16 protein-coding genes are annotated in these 16,117 nt (G+C 41.3%); 2 read left to right on the plus strand and 14 right to left on the minus strand.

The window, feature by feature from the left end; translation table 11 throughout:
* Nucleotides 1-2 precede the first annotated feature (2 nt).
* Nucleotides 3-689, minus strand: coding sequence for a hypothetical protein (locus IQI_RS18280; RefSeq protein WP_156509948.1), 687 nt, complete (start codon nt 687-689; stop codon nt 3-5).
* 203 nt (nt 690-892) lie between these two features.
* On the minus strand, nt 893-1,105 hold the full coding sequence (locus IQI_RS18285; protein WP_064094105.1) for a hypothetical protein: 213 nt from the start codon (nt 1,103-1,105) through the stop codon (nt 893-895).
* 200 nt (nt 1,106-1,305) lie between these two features.
* On the opposite strand from IQI_RS18285, the gene IQI_RS18290 reads away from it, so the two are divergent.
* Nucleotides 1,306-2,460, plus strand: coding sequence for an acyltransferase family protein (locus IQI_RS18290; protein WP_064094106.1), 1,155 nt, complete (start codon nt 1,306-1,308; stop codon nt 2,458-2,460).
* A 192-nt stretch (nt 2,461-2,652) separates the two neighbouring features.
* Here IQI_RS18290 and IQI_RS18295 read toward each other — a convergent pair whose 3' ends face one another.
* From IQI_RS18295 to IQI_RS18335, 9 genes are all read right to left on the minus strand, one after another.
* Nucleotides 2,653-2,976 (minus strand): DUF779 domain-containing protein, encoded by a 324-nt coding sequence (locus tag IQI_RS18295; protein WP_064094107.1) that lies wholly within the window; start codon nt 2,974-2,976, stop codon nt 2,653-2,655.
* Nucleotide 2,977: 1 nt separating this feature from the next.
* Nucleotides 2,978-4,498, minus strand: coding sequence for an acetaldehyde dehydrogenase ExaC (exaC, locus tag IQI_RS18300; protein ID WP_064094108.1), 1,521 nt, complete (start codon nt 4,496-4,498; stop codon nt 2,978-2,980).
* A gap of 237 nt (nt 4,499-4,735) precedes the next feature.
* The gene (locus tag IQI_RS18305; RefSeq protein WP_064094109.1) at nt 4,736-5,620 is read right to left on the minus strand and encodes a GNAT family N-acetyltransferase; all 885 of its coding nucleotides are present in this window, start codon (nt 5,618-5,620) and stop codon (nt 4,736-4,738) included.
* A 171-nt stretch (nt 5,621-5,791) separates the two neighbouring features.
* Nucleotides 5,792-6,244, minus strand: a complete 453-nt coding sequence (locus IQI_RS18310; RefSeq protein WP_064094452.1) for a GNAT family N-acetyltransferase — start codon at nt 6,242-6,244, stop codon at nt 5,792-5,794.
* 429 nt (nt 6,245-6,673) lie between these two features.
* Nucleotides 6,674-7,780: a glycosyltransferase gene (locus IQI_RS18315; RefSeq protein ID WP_064094110.1), complete on the minus strand. Its 1,107-nt coding sequence runs from the start codon at nt 7,778-7,780 to the stop codon at nt 6,674-6,676.
* 154 nt (nt 7,781-7,934) lie between these two features.
* Nucleotides 7,935-8,420 (minus strand): glycosyl-4,4'-diaponeurosporenoate acyltransferase CrtO family protein, encoded by a 486-nt coding sequence (locus tag IQI_RS18320; protein WP_064094111.1) that lies wholly within the window; start codon nt 8,418-8,420, stop codon nt 7,935-7,937.
* Between the two features lie 15 nt (nt 8,421-8,435).
* Complete coding sequence (locus tag IQI_RS18325; protein WP_064094112.1) at nt 8,436-9,923, minus strand: phytoene desaturase family protein; 1,488 nt, start codon at nt 9,921-9,923, stop codon at nt 8,436-8,438.
* A gap of 628 nt (nt 9,924-10,551) precedes the next feature.
* Nucleotides 10,552-11,187: a helix-turn-helix domain-containing protein gene (locus IQI_RS18330; RefSeq protein ID WP_064094113.1), complete on the minus strand. Its 636-nt coding sequence runs from the start codon at nt 11,185-11,187 to the stop codon at nt 10,552-10,554.
* A 95-nt stretch (nt 11,188-11,282) separates the two neighbouring features.
* On the minus strand, nt 11,283-11,732 hold the full coding sequence (locus IQI_RS18335) for a hypothetical protein (RefSeq protein WP_064094114.1): 450 nt from the start codon (nt 11,730-11,732) through the stop codon (nt 11,283-11,285).
* Nucleotides 11,733-12,400: 668 nt separating this feature from the next.
* Here IQI_RS18335 and IQI_RS18340 point away from each other — a divergent pair.
* Nucleotides 12,401-12,595, plus strand: coding sequence for a hypothetical protein (locus IQI_RS18340; protein ID WP_064094115.1), 195 nt, complete (start codon nt 12,401-12,403; stop codon nt 12,593-12,595).
* Nucleotides 12,596-12,896: 301 nt separating this feature from the next.
* Here IQI_RS18340 and dcm read toward each other — a convergent pair whose 3' ends face one another.
* The 3 genes from dcm to IQI_RS18355 form a co-directional block, all read right to left on the minus strand.
* Entirely contained in the window at nt 12,897-14,162 is a 1,266-nt protein-coding gene (dcm, locus tag IQI_RS18345) for a DNA (cytosine-5-)-methyltransferase (protein WP_064094116.1), read from the minus strand.
* Between the two features lie 292 nt (nt 14,163-14,454).
* Complete coding sequence (locus IQI_RS18350; protein ID WP_231893461.1) at nt 14,455-15,846, minus strand: 3'-5' exonuclease; 1,392 nt, start codon at nt 15,844-15,846, stop codon at nt 14,455-14,457.
* Nucleotides 15,847-15,928: 82 nt separating this feature from the next.
* Nucleotides 15,929-16,111, minus strand: coding sequence for a hypothetical protein (locus IQI_RS18355; RefSeq protein WP_064094118.1), 183 nt, complete (start codon nt 16,109-16,111; stop codon nt 15,929-15,931).
* Between the last annotated feature and the right edge of the window lie 6 nt (nt 16,112-16,117).

The following is a 16,117-nucleotide window of genomic DNA, read 5'->3' on the forward strand; positions in this document are numbered from 1 at the left end:
GACTATGCTGCTTGTTCTCTTTCCGTACGAATAACTCTTCGTCTGAGCCAGACTCCCCCAAGAAAAAATATGCCCCCTAGAAAGGCAAGAAAAACCAACGATATCCCCCCACCCTTTTGATACGGAAGGTTTGTGTAATATCCATGTTTCTCTCCTAATAGTCCTCTGATCCATTGGGTTTCCAGCTTAGACTTTGTATCAATGGTAAAATTACTTTCCTTTACCACTCCGTTTTCATTAATGTGATAGGTACGGTATTTTATTGGCTTTGCGTTCAGCACTTCTGCGTTTGGTGTCGTTTGCATGGCAACGATGAAGAACTCCTTCTCATTCTCTACCACCTTTTGGTATTGAATAGCCTCTGCAAAATCACCCATCCCCTCCGGATCAGCAGGAATTTTAAAGCCTTTTAGCTCTGCTAACGGTTCATCCTTCACTTCAAAGAGTATGTTCCCACTCTCTTTTTCCACAAACGTATTCACCTTCACTCCATGGAACACTTGAACAGGATCCACCACACCGTCTTCCTCCAGCGAGATAAACTCATACTGGTTTTCAAAACGATTTTGATAGAATGATTCCCTTATGGATTGAACTAGAAAATAAGCTACGAGAGTCATGACAAGAAAACCTGAGATGAAAAAGAAGTGACTTAGATACAACAATCGTTTCTTCTTATTTATTGTCATGGAGTCCTCACTCAGTTCTGTAGTTTTTTATTGGAGAGATCTTTAACCACCAAATAAATAGCTACAGTACTAATTCTTTAAGGAATCCTTATTCCCCTTTGGGAAACGTGACAAATATCTTTGGAGTTTTTGTTATAAATGATGGAATGATAGGTTGATATGTAGAAAATTGGGATTAAGATTCAGATCCTCAATCACCTACATCATCTCCTTCTTTTTCCTCCATCATGCTGCTCATCATGATCATCAACATGATCCTTGATTTGTTCCGATCCCCCTTCAACATTCTGATTAGTTAATTGAAGAAACCTCTCTAATGTAATCACCTGAACAGCCTGTTGTTTTAACCTGTTCATGAGGTAGAAACAAATTAATAGGATAAGGATGATCAAAACCAGAATAATTCCTTTACTCATATGGAACAACCCCTTTCTATTTCTAAGGATATGAAATTATAGGAGTTTGCATGACAACCCTTCCCCTTAATATTTCTTAGATATCCATCTTCAGACTACTAACCTGCCCTAAAGCTCGAACAATCTTTTTTCCCCAGAAGGAAATTTGACCTATAACGCCGAATTTCACCTTATAAAATGTAGTTAAGAGGAGAGCCCAAATGGATAAGCCAGTAAATGTACGTAGGTACGATTTGGATTGGATAAAAGTCATCGCCACTTTCTGTGTGTTTTTGTATCACTGTTCCATGTTTTTCAATCCATTTGAGTGGCATGTGAAAAATAACGAAGTTGATTCAACTTTCATCCTCGCCTTTTCACTACTGCTTGGAAGCTGGATGATGCCTATCTTTTTTGTCATTTCCGGGATAAGCTCTTACTATTCGTTACAGAAGAGAAGCGCAGGTACATACCTGAAAGAACGGTTTATCCGTCTTGGAATCCCTCTTTTATTCGGTGTTTTCATATTGGCTCCGCCACAAGTCTATATGGAGCGTATGGGTAACCATCAATTCACAGGTTCATTCCTTGATTTCATCCCTCACGCTTTTGATGGGTTCTATTTAGAAATAGGAGGCACGGGGAACTTTGCTTTCTTCGGTCTGCATTTATGGTATCTGCTGGCTCTCCTATTGTTCTCACTACTGACATCATATGTATTTGTGAAAACCGATACTTGTAAGAAAATCACGGCCTTCCACTTTCTGTTTGTTTCCATATTGATTATCCTTGCGTCAGCGTTCGTGGAAACTGTACACCTGGGTGGTTGGGATCTCGTCGTTTATCTCTTATTTTTCCTTACAGGTTACTATATTTTCAGCAGCAGCCAATTGCTTGACGTATTGCACAGGACCTTCCGAATTCATTTAACGGTGGGACTGTTGTCCACCATCCTCTATACGGCGTGGTTCATGAATGGCTTGCCTCCAGAGAATTCAGTGGGATCCTTTCTGTTCACATCCTTAATGGTGATGAGCAGTTTCAATCTGATTCTGTCTTTTTATTTCCTGGCCAACAAGTATTTATCCTTTTCCAACAGGGTGCTCAAGTATAGCAGTGAAGCCTCCCTGCCATTTTACATCCTGCACCAGCCGGTCATCGTACTTATTGGGTACCACCTCAAAGACCTTAGCTGGTCCATTCCAGTCAAAGCTGTATTCCTAATAGGGGTTTCATTTACCGTCATTGCACTTACCTATCATCTGGTGATCCGTCCGGTTTCATTCTTACGAGTTCTATTTGGAATCAAAGGAAAGAAACGGGGGATTTCCGTTGAGACGGTTTCTAGAAAAGAGGTCAGACCCCCTGCAGGCTAAGGGAAGCGCGGGGATGGTTCTCATGCTTCCTTTTCGATCAAGACGAAGCAGCAGAACCGTCCCCATGCATGGTTTTTTCCTAGTCATGGTAACGTTTATGAGTACTGGCACCGCAAAGCATGTTTGACAATAAAATAGACCATCCCGATTATATACAAAAAAAGAGAGCCAATTGGCTCTCTTTTTTGTTTCTTACATTTTTTTAGCACGGATAATAAATGATCGATTTTTCGTGCTTTCTAATGAAAAGGAGTTACCGATTCCGTCCATGACATCAATGACAATCTGTAAGTGTTCCCAATAATTGGAGTTAGAGAGATTCATATAATAGGGAGAGTCCAACACATCTCCTATTTTTTCATCTCTGCTACCAAGGGAAAAACCATCAGCTGTCATACAAATCGGAGAAGTGCCATCACAACAGCCTTCTGAATGCAGGAAAATAATTTCCCCAAATTCTTCTTGCAGTTGCTTAATCAGTGACTTTGCTTCTTCTGTCGCAACGACTTTTTTCATTTTAGAAAAAGCCCATTGAACCTTTGTTATATCCAACTAGGATATTTTTAGTCTGTTGGTAGTGACCCAGCATGGATAAATGGTTTTCACGGCCGATACCTGATTGTTTGTAGCCACCAAACGCCGCATGTGCCGGGTATTGGTGATATGTGTTTGTCCATACACGGCCAGCTTCGATTGCACGCCCAGCACGGTAAGCCGTTTCTCCGTTACGGGACCATACGCCTGCACCAAGTCCGTATAACGTGTCATTTGCAATTTCCATTGCTTCGTCAAAATCTTTGAAGGTTGTAACAGATAGGACCGGTCCAAAGATTTCTTCTTGGAAGATACGCATTTTATTATTCCCTTTGAATACTGTTGGTTCAACATAATAGCCTTCTGACAGTTCGTCTTCTAACTTGTTCTGTTGGCCACCGATCAACAGTTCTGCACCTTCGTCTTGCCCGATTTCGATATAAGAAAGAATCTTATCCAATTGTTGCTTAGAAGCCTGAGCACCCATCATAACCTCTGTATCCAGTGGATTGCCGACTTTGATAGCCTTCACGCGTTCAATCGCACGCTCCATGAACTTGTCATAGATGGATTCATGGATTAATGCACGAGAAGGGCAAGTGCAAACTTCTCCTTGGTTTAAAGCAAATAACACAAAGCCTTCGATCGCCTTATCCAGATACTCATCGTCCCCATCCATTACATCTGAGAAGAAGATGTTTGGCGATTTACCTCCAAGTTCTAGTGTTACCGGAATGATGTTTTCCGTTGCATATTGCATAATTGAACGCCCGACTGCAGTAGATCCGGTGAAAGCGATTTTGGCAATACGCGAATTAGTAGCCAGTGGCTTTCCAACTTCCAATCCTGTACCATGAACAACATTTAAGATGCCTTTTGGAAGTAGATCTTGAATAAGGTCAAGTAATATACAGATAGAAGCAGGCGTTTGCTCTGCCGGTTTCAGCACGATACAGTTTCCAGCTGCTAAAGCAGGGGCAATTTTCCAGGTAGCCATCAGAAGTGGGAAGTTCCAAGGAATAATCTGACCTACAACACCTAATGGCTCATGGAAGTGGTAAGCTACTGTATCTTCGTTGATTTCGCTGATTCCGCCTTCTTGAGCGCGAATGACACCAGCAAAATAGCGGAAATGATCGACAACCAATGGAAGGTCTGCGTTCAACGTTTCACGGACCGCTTTCCCGTTATCCCAAGTCTCTGCAACCGCTAACATTTCTAAGTTCTCTTCAATACGATCAGCGATTTTATTTAATATAACGGCACGTTCAGCAACAGATGTTTTTCCCCAAGAAGATTTCGCTTCATGTGCTGCATCAAGTGCCAACTCAACATCTTCAGCTGAAGAACGAGGAACGGCTGTAAAAACCTTACCTGTCACTGGAGAAATAACATCAAGGTATTTCCCTTTTACCGGCGCAACCCATTCTCCACCGATGAAATTTTGATATTGTTCTTTGAAGTGAATTAAAGCATTTTCTGTGTTAGGATTTGAATAAATCATTATGTAGTACCCCCGAAGTATTTTGTATTTTTTGTCAAATTTCGACAAATCTTCCTACAATTCTATATTAGAATATTATCTATCAACTAACAAGACTATTAGTAAAAGTAAAAATTATTAAAAAATTATGTCAACATAACAAAAATCCCCTAGTTGGAAGCACGGGGATTCACCTTTGGGAATCGCGACAAATATATTTGGGTTTTTTGTTGAAAATGATTCAATGATCCTATTTCATCAGGAGAACAATTCCTTCATCATAAATACCTGCTTTACAGTGGTTTGAAACCCCAAGCCCTTATATACGGCATACGATGTTGCACTGACAGGTGAATTCGGGACAAGCCTCGTAATATCCTCTGAAAAATCACCGAAAATCTCAGCCAGCATGGACGTGATAATGGAGTCTGCATCCTTTTGTTCCGGGTCCGCTTCACACTGATACACAATGGTATGAGTATGGTCTCCTTCTTTCGAAAAGGCCTTCCGATAATTCGCATATCCAATGGCTTTTCCATTCTCATCAAGTGCCATCAATGCCTGACTTCCTTTTGCACTTTGCCAATGCGTCTGCCATGGATTCATGCCTTGATAAAAGGATAATCGATCTAATTCATGAATATATACAGGATTTTGCAACGTATACAGACCCGTTGATGTCGTGATGGGAGACGCAGACAGACTTCCTTTAAGCTCTAAATATTCAAGATGATCGACGATGCTGTAGCCGCATTGTTCGTAAAGAGCAATGGCTTTCTCATTTTCCTGAATGGCCTCAAGGGTTGCGATGTCTACTCCCTCTTCCTGATAGATCTCCAATGATCGTTCAATTAACGCTTTTCCAATCCCATGTCTTCTATAGGAAGACGCAACCCCGGTTCCACCGTTCCAAGCGACCTTCTTCCCATCCACTTCCCTTATTCCACTCTTCACCAGTCCTACAGGCACCCCGTCCATAAAAGCGACAATCGAATGCTCCGTCGACAAACCCTCGTTGACCAACCGTGTGGTAAACGCGTCTGCATTCATCGTCATAGTGAAATAATAGCCCTCGAACCCAGTGTTCCAAGCCTGTACCGCTTCATCTAACGTACATTCTTTCAATCTCTTAATCTCTACCATTTCCCTCTTCCTTTCAAGGTCCGTATAATGTTGAATCTATTGTTATTTCTATGTCACTAGGTGAAAACCCTTCCTATACGATAGATTCTCTGGCCATTGAAAAAAAGGTGCCTGCCCCAGGTACGATAACGTTTTACCGTATTGGGGGCAGGCACCTTTTTTTGAACGTCTTTAACCGGCAGGATTTTGCAAAATCATATCGATATGAGGGATCCCATCATCCAGATAGGTCTCCGTTATCGCCTTGAATCCAAATGACCCATAGAACTCTCGCAAATATTCCTGAGCCTGAATCTTCACTGTTTGTTCCCCCCACTCATCATGGATGAAAGCCAACCCTCTTTTAACTAATTCACTTGCGAACCCTTGACCACGATAGGCTTCCTTCACAAGGACTCTCCCAATGGACGGTTCCTTGTATGAAACACCTGCAGGTAAGAGCCTGGCATAGGCCACCACCTCACCGTTTTCTTCCTTATAAAGATGAAAGGCGTGCAGATCCTTCCCATCGACTTCCAGGTAGGGACATTCCTGTTCCACCACAAAGACCCCGGTCCTTACTTGTAGTATTTCGTATAGCTCATGGGTTGATAATTCATTAAAGCTCTTTACCTTCCAGTTCATGATATGGGACACCTCTACTGTATTATTTTTTATATTGTACCATGGAAGCAAAGTGACGGTTCTCATGCTTCCTTCTTCGTCAATGGAAGCAAAAGAATCGCCCAAAAAAGCCTCACACCCAAACACAGTGTGAAACTCTTTTCTATCTTATCCCGGCAGCAAGTTTCTCAGATCGGCGAAAACATATCCAAAATCACACACTCCTCGAGCACTTTCACACGTTGCTAGATGCTTGATGGGAAATATTGCGTATCCACTTGACTCAGGATTCATTTTTTTCCATCGACTTCGAACTTGGATTATTGGTTAGGGCATAAGAAAAAAACGCGTGGGAACACGTTTTTTCTAGTTTACAATTTTGTTTTTCGATAAGTGAGGAGACAATTCCAGTGGTCCAACCATTTAGATAAAAAAGGAGATCTAAACCCTTCACACCTTTATCTTACGCCCCTTCCACTTCACAGAATGAAAAACATTCACCCGAACGAAAGAATAAAGGAAAATCACGGCGAAAAACAAAAAGAAAAGCGGATAAAAAGGGAAATACACCCATCTGAAATCCCCGACCCTGCGGGCAAACCATGCCGTTTGAACGGTGTAGAGGAAATACAGTGCCCCGTTGACGATCATGGCGGCGGTTTCTCCCTCCATAATCGAAGAGATCAATGCAGACGCGCTCGTTAAACTTCCAGTAATCCAGAGGATCACCATCAACATGACAACGGGATGAGTGGATTTGGAACCGACGGCAAAGCTTTTGCACCAGCCTTCGATCAGACTCCCCACCCCTTCCGGATACATGCGGAACGAAATGATCCCCCTGCCGCCCAGGCAGCGAACAGGAAGGTTCTGATCCAAAAAGGCCTCTCCCAGGGCCAGATCATCCATGATGGCACCCTCGATTTTCTCATGCCCTCCGGATAAAAAGTAATCGTCTCGATTACATAGAATACATGGACCGAACGATCCGGCGGCTTTGAACCGGGAGCCCCAGACGGTAAATAGATTCATACCTACCACAACAATAATGTTAAAGACAATGGAGAGATGTTCATACACACGCTCCACGGTGTGATAGGGCTGCAAGGCGAGGATCCCCCTTGCTCCTTTTCCCTGATAGTAATGGAGAAGATTACGTAATCCATCCATACTGGTGAATCTGGTATCGGCATCCAGGAACAGCAACCAGGTCCCTTTTGCCTCCTTAGCACCCCGCCAGCAGGCAGACGATTTCCCTGCCCCGATATTGTGTAGGACCGTTACACCGTAGCTTTCTGCGATGGCCGCGGTACGATCCGATGAATCGTCATCCACCAACAGAACTTCGAATCCCTTGAATCGCTGCTCCTGCAACGACTGCAATAACGGGGAGATCCTGCCTTCTTCATTTCTGGCAGGGATAATGATGGACAGAAACGGCAAGCCGGCCGTACTTTTTGAAATGAAACCTGGAACCGGCAAGGACCAAAACATGATCATGCCAATGATAATCCCCAGGAAACCCAGGATGAGATTAATCACTTCTGAAATTGTCATTTCACCTGCCTCCTTCCTCTAGAACTCACAAACGTGACAATCCCCGTTCAGACTTTATGTAGTTGAATCATCGTACAGATTGCCTGTATCCTGGTGTTCCTGCCTGATAACAGCAAGATCGGGCCACCCACACCTTTCCTTACAATCGTCTGCTTCACTTCTTGCCAACCCCTGACGTAATCGCCGAGATCCGCCCACGATTATATCGTTGAACCACAATAATCGGAAGGTTAAAGACAACGGCATACAGGACCATCACCCATCCTACCGATACTGGATTCCATATGAAGAACAGGGGAGCCGGGAGAATGGAGAGCCAATGGGTTAATTCCGCGCGTTTCGTTTCTGCGGCAAATATCATCAAGTCCCTCGACTTCGTCCCATGCAACCCCTTTTTGCTGTATCCCTTTTTGAAAAAAATCGTGCCATCCAGAATCAAACCCTTCCACGCTTTCACCCGAAATAGACACTGCCACAGTTTTCCGGACTGTTCAAAAGAGAACGTCCGAAACCAGAAATGGTCTTTCAAAAACCAGGTCAAAGGCAGTTTCAAGCAAACAGCCGAAATGAAGAGATGAAAGAACGTCCAGGCCATCACATCAATGAGTATCATCCAATGGACAGGCAGTGATACGATCATGACATCACCCCTTTTTTATCCAGAATCCCTCTCCATAATCTTCTTACCTACAAGCTGGCCGCTTAAGGTAACCATCGGCATTCCGCCGCCGGGGTTCACCGTCCCACCGACAAAATAGAGATTGTCGTAGCGTTCACTCTGTTTCGGATGCTTCAAGCCTTTATTCTTCTTACTGTCCGACACCGTCCCATAAATCGCCCCGCGGTCAGATCCATACGTACGCCTGATATCTTCCGGTGTCCACATATCCTTCGTGACAATGTTGTCACGCAAGCCATCAAGGCCCATTTTCTCCAACTTGATCAGGACACGCTCAGCGAATTGTTCATAGTCCTTTTGCGTATACGGATTCTCATCCCGGATAAACGGAATATGAGGCAGCACTTTGATATTTTCATGTCCTCGAGGGGCCTGAGTCGGATCGGTCTTATTGACATTGACGAGATAAATGACCGGGTCGTCCGGCAGTTCATGGCGGTGGAAGATCGATTCCATTTGCTCCTTCATATTTTCGGCGAAAAAGAAATTATGATGGCGGAGCTGCGGATAACTCTTCTTCACACCCAGATGCATGACGAGACCGGAACTGGCCGGTTCGAATTTCTTTTTTAATTTAGTAATATAATCGCTGTCTTCCTCCAGTAATCGCTCGTAAACCGGAATGACTTCCATATTGGACACATAATGATCGGCCGTCACCCGTGTCCCGTCTTCCAACACGGCTCCGGTAATGTCGCCATCCTTCTTTTCAAGTTTGACGATCTGCCGTCCCAGATGGAAGGTCACCCCCACTTCTTCCGCCAGCTTCACAAGAGCATCCGCGAGCTTGTGCAAACCGCCGGGAACATACCATGCTCCCTGATCATGCTGCATATAGATCATCATGTTCATCACGGCCGGCGCATCGTAAGGGGACGAACCCACATACTTGATAAAATAGGAGAGCATATCGCGAAACTGCTCATGACTGATCCGCTTATCAAGGGATTTATGCACCGTGGACATCAGGTCAATGTTCTTCAAGACATTGAACAGTCCCGCTTGCTTGACGATTCCTCTTGCCGTATCCGCACCTTTAAATAAGGTTTTATCCGTCATATCGTAATGGGTCTTCGAATGCTCCAGCAGCCGTTGATATTCACGAATGTCCTTTTCACTGAGAGAGGCGTTTTTCTCTCGCATTTCGTTCACATCTTCATACAAGTCTATGATATTTCCATCGGGAAAGAAGGAACGCCATTGATGATCCAGCCTTTCAATCTGGACATAATCCTTCATGGATTTTCCACTGGCAGCATACAATTTCTCAAAGATCTGCGGCATCGTCAAAATGGATGGGCCAAGATCAAAACCAAAGCCGTCTTGTTCAAGCCGGTTCAACTTTCCTCCAATGTGATTGTTTTTTTCATATAAGGAAACATCGTATCCCGCCTGAGCGAGTGTAATGGCAGCCGACACCCCGCCGAGTCCGCCTCCAATGATAAGTACCGTTTTCGTTTTCAATGGTTACCGTTCCTCCTGTTCGGAAATCTTGTTTGGATTATGTATGGTTATCTAAAACACGTTCAACATCTGCCTGGCCTTGTGCCAGTGCTTTTTCCAATACATCAAGTTTGTATTCTTTGCACTTATCTTATACCCTAACTCCCTCTCATAAAAAACGTTGAATGTGTTTGGGTGATGGTTCAATATGGAGGGGGTTAAGTTTCAGGCAGTATGTAGAGAGTTTGATATGAATAGTCTTGATAAGACAGGTTTGTGTAATAACCATATTCCTCTCCTGAAAGTCTCCTGTGATACATTGGGTCTCCAACTTGGACTTTATATCAATCGTAAAATCACTTTAACTCTCAAATAAATAAATAAATATAGTACTAAATCTTTAATTCCTTTTTATTAACTCAATCTGATTCTCCGACATCTGGATTAGGGATTCATCCTCTACCAGCTGGGACACCATCAGTGCTTTTTCAAAATAGTACAAGGAACGCTCATGTTTTACTTGATCCCTATATATCTTCCCCATTTGAAAATATAACTCCCCCATTCCAAACAGGATTCTATTTTCCTTGCATTCATTGATACCTTTTCTGATAAAGTACAACGAGGAATCCAACTGACCATCTAAATACTAGGCCCGTGAATAATTGTAGTACACCTTGATTAAGAGGACTTTATCACGAATGAACGGCAGCTGTTTCAAAAAGATCAATATGTCATCAAAGAGACGGATGGCTTCTTGATCATCCTTTATTTCTGTAAAAATATTGGCTTTTGTCAGACTCATTTCGATTTCCTTTTCTGAATAACTCTTCGATGTTGTCTCTTTCATAGAAAGTGCCTCATCCAAGAGTGACATGGCCTGTTTATAATCCTGATGAACTTTATAGAGATAAATGGCTTCATACCAAAGTAATGTCTGTTTATTCTTGAATTGCTTAAAGAGAGGATTCTCCTTCTCATACTCCACCAGTTCTTTTATCTGTTCATAGTTTTTCATCTTAAGGGCTTCACCTAACTGATGTAGAACCTCTTGAACATAATCCATGCGAGATACATACACGCTCTCAAGGAAATAGTTAATATCAATGCCAAGCCTCATAGACAACCGATAAAGTAAGTTGGCAGATGGGGAAATATCACCACTTTCAACCCTGCTGATAAACGATTGACTACAGATATTCTTGCAGAGCTCTTGCTGTGATAAGCCAAAGTGTCTTCTAAGCTCCTTAATTTGTTCGCCAACTCTTCCTTCTTGTATGTCCATAGAAACCTCCCGAAACAATTACTATCTTCATAATTCTCTTACATGAAGGAAGAACCCTTCTGATATCAGCAAAAAAAGCATCCGTCTTGGATGCTTCAGTTTTTCATCGAGGCTTTCGCTTTATTTATTTGATACTCTGATACTTGAACGAGGCCAATGGTAGGGGTATCCCCTTTGCATTCCTGCAAAGAAATGGATCCGCTTCTTTCCTCAATACTGCCACATTCAGTGCTCATTTTTTCTTCCCCTGTTCCAGACTTTAATACGTATATTAACACATTATCATCATAGGATAGTTCATTGAGACTCACCTGACGATTGGCAAAGTTCGCTACCACCACTTTGGCAGCTTTATTTTCATTTACCTCGTCGATAAATAGTAAGAGGTTATCCAGGTTTACTACCTTTCTTTCTTCATCTACAATCGTGTCTCCGTTTTTAACCGATTCTTCCATTGTGTATTGCTTTTCATTTGCAGGGGGATTGTTGGTGCACCCTACTAGCAATATGAACCCAATTATGAAACTAGTCGTTAATACTTTCAAAATGTAACCTCCTTGTCTAGTAATATGGAAGTTTATCCCATTAATAAGTTGTACTTTTAATGTGAGTATATAACATATTATTAAGTTTTGAATTTCTGATGTGTTGCTTTTATAGGAGAGATTTGTTGGTAAAATATGAGGTTTTAACTTTTTTCTTGTTTAGATATGAATATTGTAATAATTATTATTCACTTGTAATGTAATTAACTCTTTGTTTCCATTTGTTCTCCTAGCTCACTCACCTGTACTCCTAATAAACTCCAGCTTCAACGTTTCAATTGGCCCATTCAAGTTCATGGCGATTTCCACTTCCACTGCATCGCCATCCTTAGAATTGGAATGGTATTAGTCATCCCAGTAAATGAAAACATGACCACCTCAAATAAAAATGTTGGTTTGTACATCAGTCTAGCTGAAAACGTGGAATCTAATTCTAAAAAAATCTGATTTTTTGTTACGTGCCTTGGAAAAAATGTGAGAAGGAAATTATCGACTCTGGAATAACTACACTCAAAAATCTAACAAAAGGAATTTCGTTGCACCTACACGCATTACTAATGAAATCAAAAAACTATTCCTTTTTTAAAATACAATAAAGAATTATAATAATTATAAAATATGTATGAATATAACTCATATTACAAATATTAACTATACAAGGAGATGCTATGATTAAAAAAGAGTTCTGGTTAATCAAAGATAAAGAAGCCCACCTTATAACCATATTAGGTTTTAATGGAAAAGATGGGTATGGAGAAATACATTTAAGAGATAAACGATCAACAACATATGTATTTAGAGGATATGATAGACAAAAAGTTATGAAAAAAGCAAAGAATGAATTAAAATCTAAAAATTATTGAAATCTGATAACCTTTTAAAGTAATCAATAAAATACTAAACCAGAAAAGTTCATTCTTGTAGTTTTTCTCTTAAATATATTTCTTATATTCAATGTAATTCTGGTCAAACAAGTTTATGAGAAATCAGGAATGTGATAAAAGGCAACAGACTTTTAAGAAAAAAAGAAATTGGAACATTTTACACCTATAGAAGCATCAAATACGTGAGGAATTTGTAAAGTGGGAGTCCACAAAATGTCTATATTCATAGAAGGATTTAAAATTGTTTACAAATAAAAACTCTCCTTTATTGGAGAGTTTTTTATTCATTCAAACCTGTATCAGAATATACCAAATCAAGTTCTTCTTGATTTCCATCTATATTTTCTTTTTCAATTTCCAAAATTATTTTGCCCATTCGTTCTATTAAACCAACTACTAATGCATTACCCATACAGAAGTACCTCATCCGTTCAGTCATGCCTTCTGTCCACTCATCAGGAAACCCATTCAGCCGTTCACATTCCACTGGGGTAAGGAAGCGCAACCTGTTTGTCTCGGGATCTTCAACAACATGAGTACTTCGATTGACAGTGCCCTCGCTCGTTAACATGGTCCTTCCTGGCCTTTCAAGAGGTTCAGGGAACGCCATGCCGCCTTCAGAAAATATATACTTATGACCTGTAGCCGAAGTTCTTTCTATTTTCTTAGGGCCTTTTAGATATTTAAATTTATCAATTGCCGCCTCTGACAAATAGAACCTTTCATCCACACCTGACTGAAGAATTTCTCTCAAGGAAACCGGTGATTCTTCCTTAGGTGTAACTTCTTCTGTATAAACTAGGTCATCCCTCATAATGCCTGAATTATAATAATTCATCGAAAAGTCGTCGGAAATCTCAACTAAATCCTTTTTCATGATGAATGACTGAGGTTTTTTCTTTTCAGAAATCCCCTCTTTTACCGGGAAAGCTTTTGCAAAAAATCCCTCCTCATGAATCATTTTGCTCTCATCTACATTTCTTCTATTGATAACATAAGAAGTTTCATTTTTGGTGGCAAAGATGAAAACCCTCCTTCTTCTTTGTGCTTTTCCATATTCAGCAGCATTGATAATCCTCCACTCTACTGAATATCCTAGGTCTCTCAGGCTTGCCAACATAATCGAGAAGTCCCTTCCACGTTGTTTAGAAGGGGATTTCAGTAATCTATCAACATTTTCAAGCAAGACATATTTAGGGTTGGTCTCCTTCATTAATCTGGTGATTTCCCAAAAAAGGACACCCTTTTTACCCTGAAGACCCTTTTCACCGTTCAAACTTCTCGCCACGGAATAATCCTGACAAGGGAATCCCCCAACTATCATATCGATGGAATGACCCTTGAAAGTATGGGCATTAACGGTACTGATATCCTCGTTGGAGTGTATTCCTTGACCCTCAAACCGACGTGCATAACAGTCGAATGCATGCTGAACCTTCTTGGAAGGCTCCCACTGGTTTCCCCATACAACACCGAAACCACCTACTGCTTCCAAACCGATTCTGAATCCACCTACTCCCGCAAATAATTCTATTACATTTATCATGACCGAACATCCTTTCGGTTTTATTACTTAGGTTCATTATAATAAAAGTTGAACAAAAGATCAACTTTTTTTATCTCAAAAATAAAAATTATTATAGGTTTACAAAAGTATATTATATCAGAAAAACGGTCACCATTTGTAGGTATATTTTAAAATTGAACAATCCTAGAAGTATATTCATATCAGTCCCCTATTTACTTATTTTAATATTAACTAAGGGAATAAGGCAGAACAACCTAATGAACCTGATTATGGGTAAAAATAATAAGAGCTGGGATTTCCAGCTCTTACCTTAATACAGATTCATACTTTTATTAAATTGTGTATCCAGCTCTTTTAAAAGGCGCAATGGCTCCCCATGAGTGAAGAGTTGAAGATGTGCTCGAGCACGTGTGATTGAAACGTATAATAAGCGTCTCTCAATCTCCCAATAGTTTTCTTCTTTTTCTTCGTCAGGTGTACTCGTGGGTTCAACCAGATCGATAATGAATACAAAATCAAATTCCAGCCCCTTGGCAGAGTGGAACGTACATAGCTTTATGCCGGGAGTATGTGGATTGCCACCTTCTTTAATATCCTCAGGACGGTACCCTGCTGTCTCTAATTTTCTCAGTATCCGGTTCCTGGATGAATCTTTCCTCCAGGAAATTCCATTACGATATAATATGCCTATCGTACAGTCTGGCGTTTTAGCCTGGATTTTTTTTATCGATTTGATGATTTCATCGTCCTGGACACTTTCGGATTTACATTTATACAGGATAGGCATCGGCCCTTCCCTTGTCGGCAATGTCGGCGCTACGTATTCTTCATCATGTATGACAGTGTCATTTTGCTGAAGGCTATTTGCCAATTCGATGATCTGTTTTGTGGAACGGTAAGATTCCTTCAGGACCTTCGTGCGTCCACCAGTGATATTTATCCCTATTTCCTTCCAGGTGAACGAGGTCTTGTAGATTTTCTGACCTTTATCGGCAGCAACAATGAACGTTCTCCGTGCGATATTCTTCAGCACCTGTAATTGGACCTGCTGAAGATCCTGTGCCTCATCCACAAAGATATGGTCATATTTATCCCCATCCGAGATTTTTTCTTTATTTAGGAACAACGCCACTGCAGCATCGTCAAAGTCATTCCGATAGTCCTTTTCCTTGTTATAGGCTTCGAAAATATCAAATATGACTTCACGGTCAGCCATGGTTACACGTGTGGTTGTACCTCGCCCCCTACGGTTGACATCCAGGTATTCATCCATGGTCTGAATCGCTTTTCCCTTTATCCATTGGATTTCTTCCTTCAAGAAATCAAAGTATTCGCCATTATCAACGAATCTATGAGAGCGGTTGGACTTCACCTTTTCAACCCCTTGTTTGATGAAGTTATCCTGATGTTTCCCTTTCACCAACCAATATTTCTTTTTCATTGCCCGCGTGAATGCTCCCATTGCCCAAGAATGGAAGGTCTTGACCTCCAGATTTTTAAGGGCATATTTTTCAATGATATGCTTGGTTGAATTGTTCAAGGCCCCGGCATATGTGAAGATGACAACTTTATCTTCCGGGTATTTCATAGCTGTTTTCTTTGCTTTTTTCAACATCACGAGGGTTTTTCCACTTCCGGCAATACCTCTTATCAATACTTCATTCCCTTTATAATCCACTATATCCTGTTGTTCTTTAGTCAAAGTCGGTTCTGAATTTGTCATAATACATAAAAGGTGAACAAACTCCCCTTTTATTCCTTACACCTCACAATCTTCAATCGCTTTATGGCCAGTCATCATCATCATCATCATCGTCATCGTCGAAATCATCCTGCGATTGACCTATCAACCCTTCTATCTCAATCAATTCCAGCGCTTCATCGGTCAGGTCCTCAATTGAAGCGGAAGGAGCATCATCAATCGTCATTCTCCAATTGGCAGCGACTTGCTTCCATATAGAATCCATCCTTCT

This window comes from Rossellomorea aquimaris TF-12 (assembly GCF_001648555.1).
Lineage (GTDB): Bacteria > Bacillota > Bacilli > Bacillales > Bacillaceae_B > Rossellomorea > Rossellomorea aquimaris.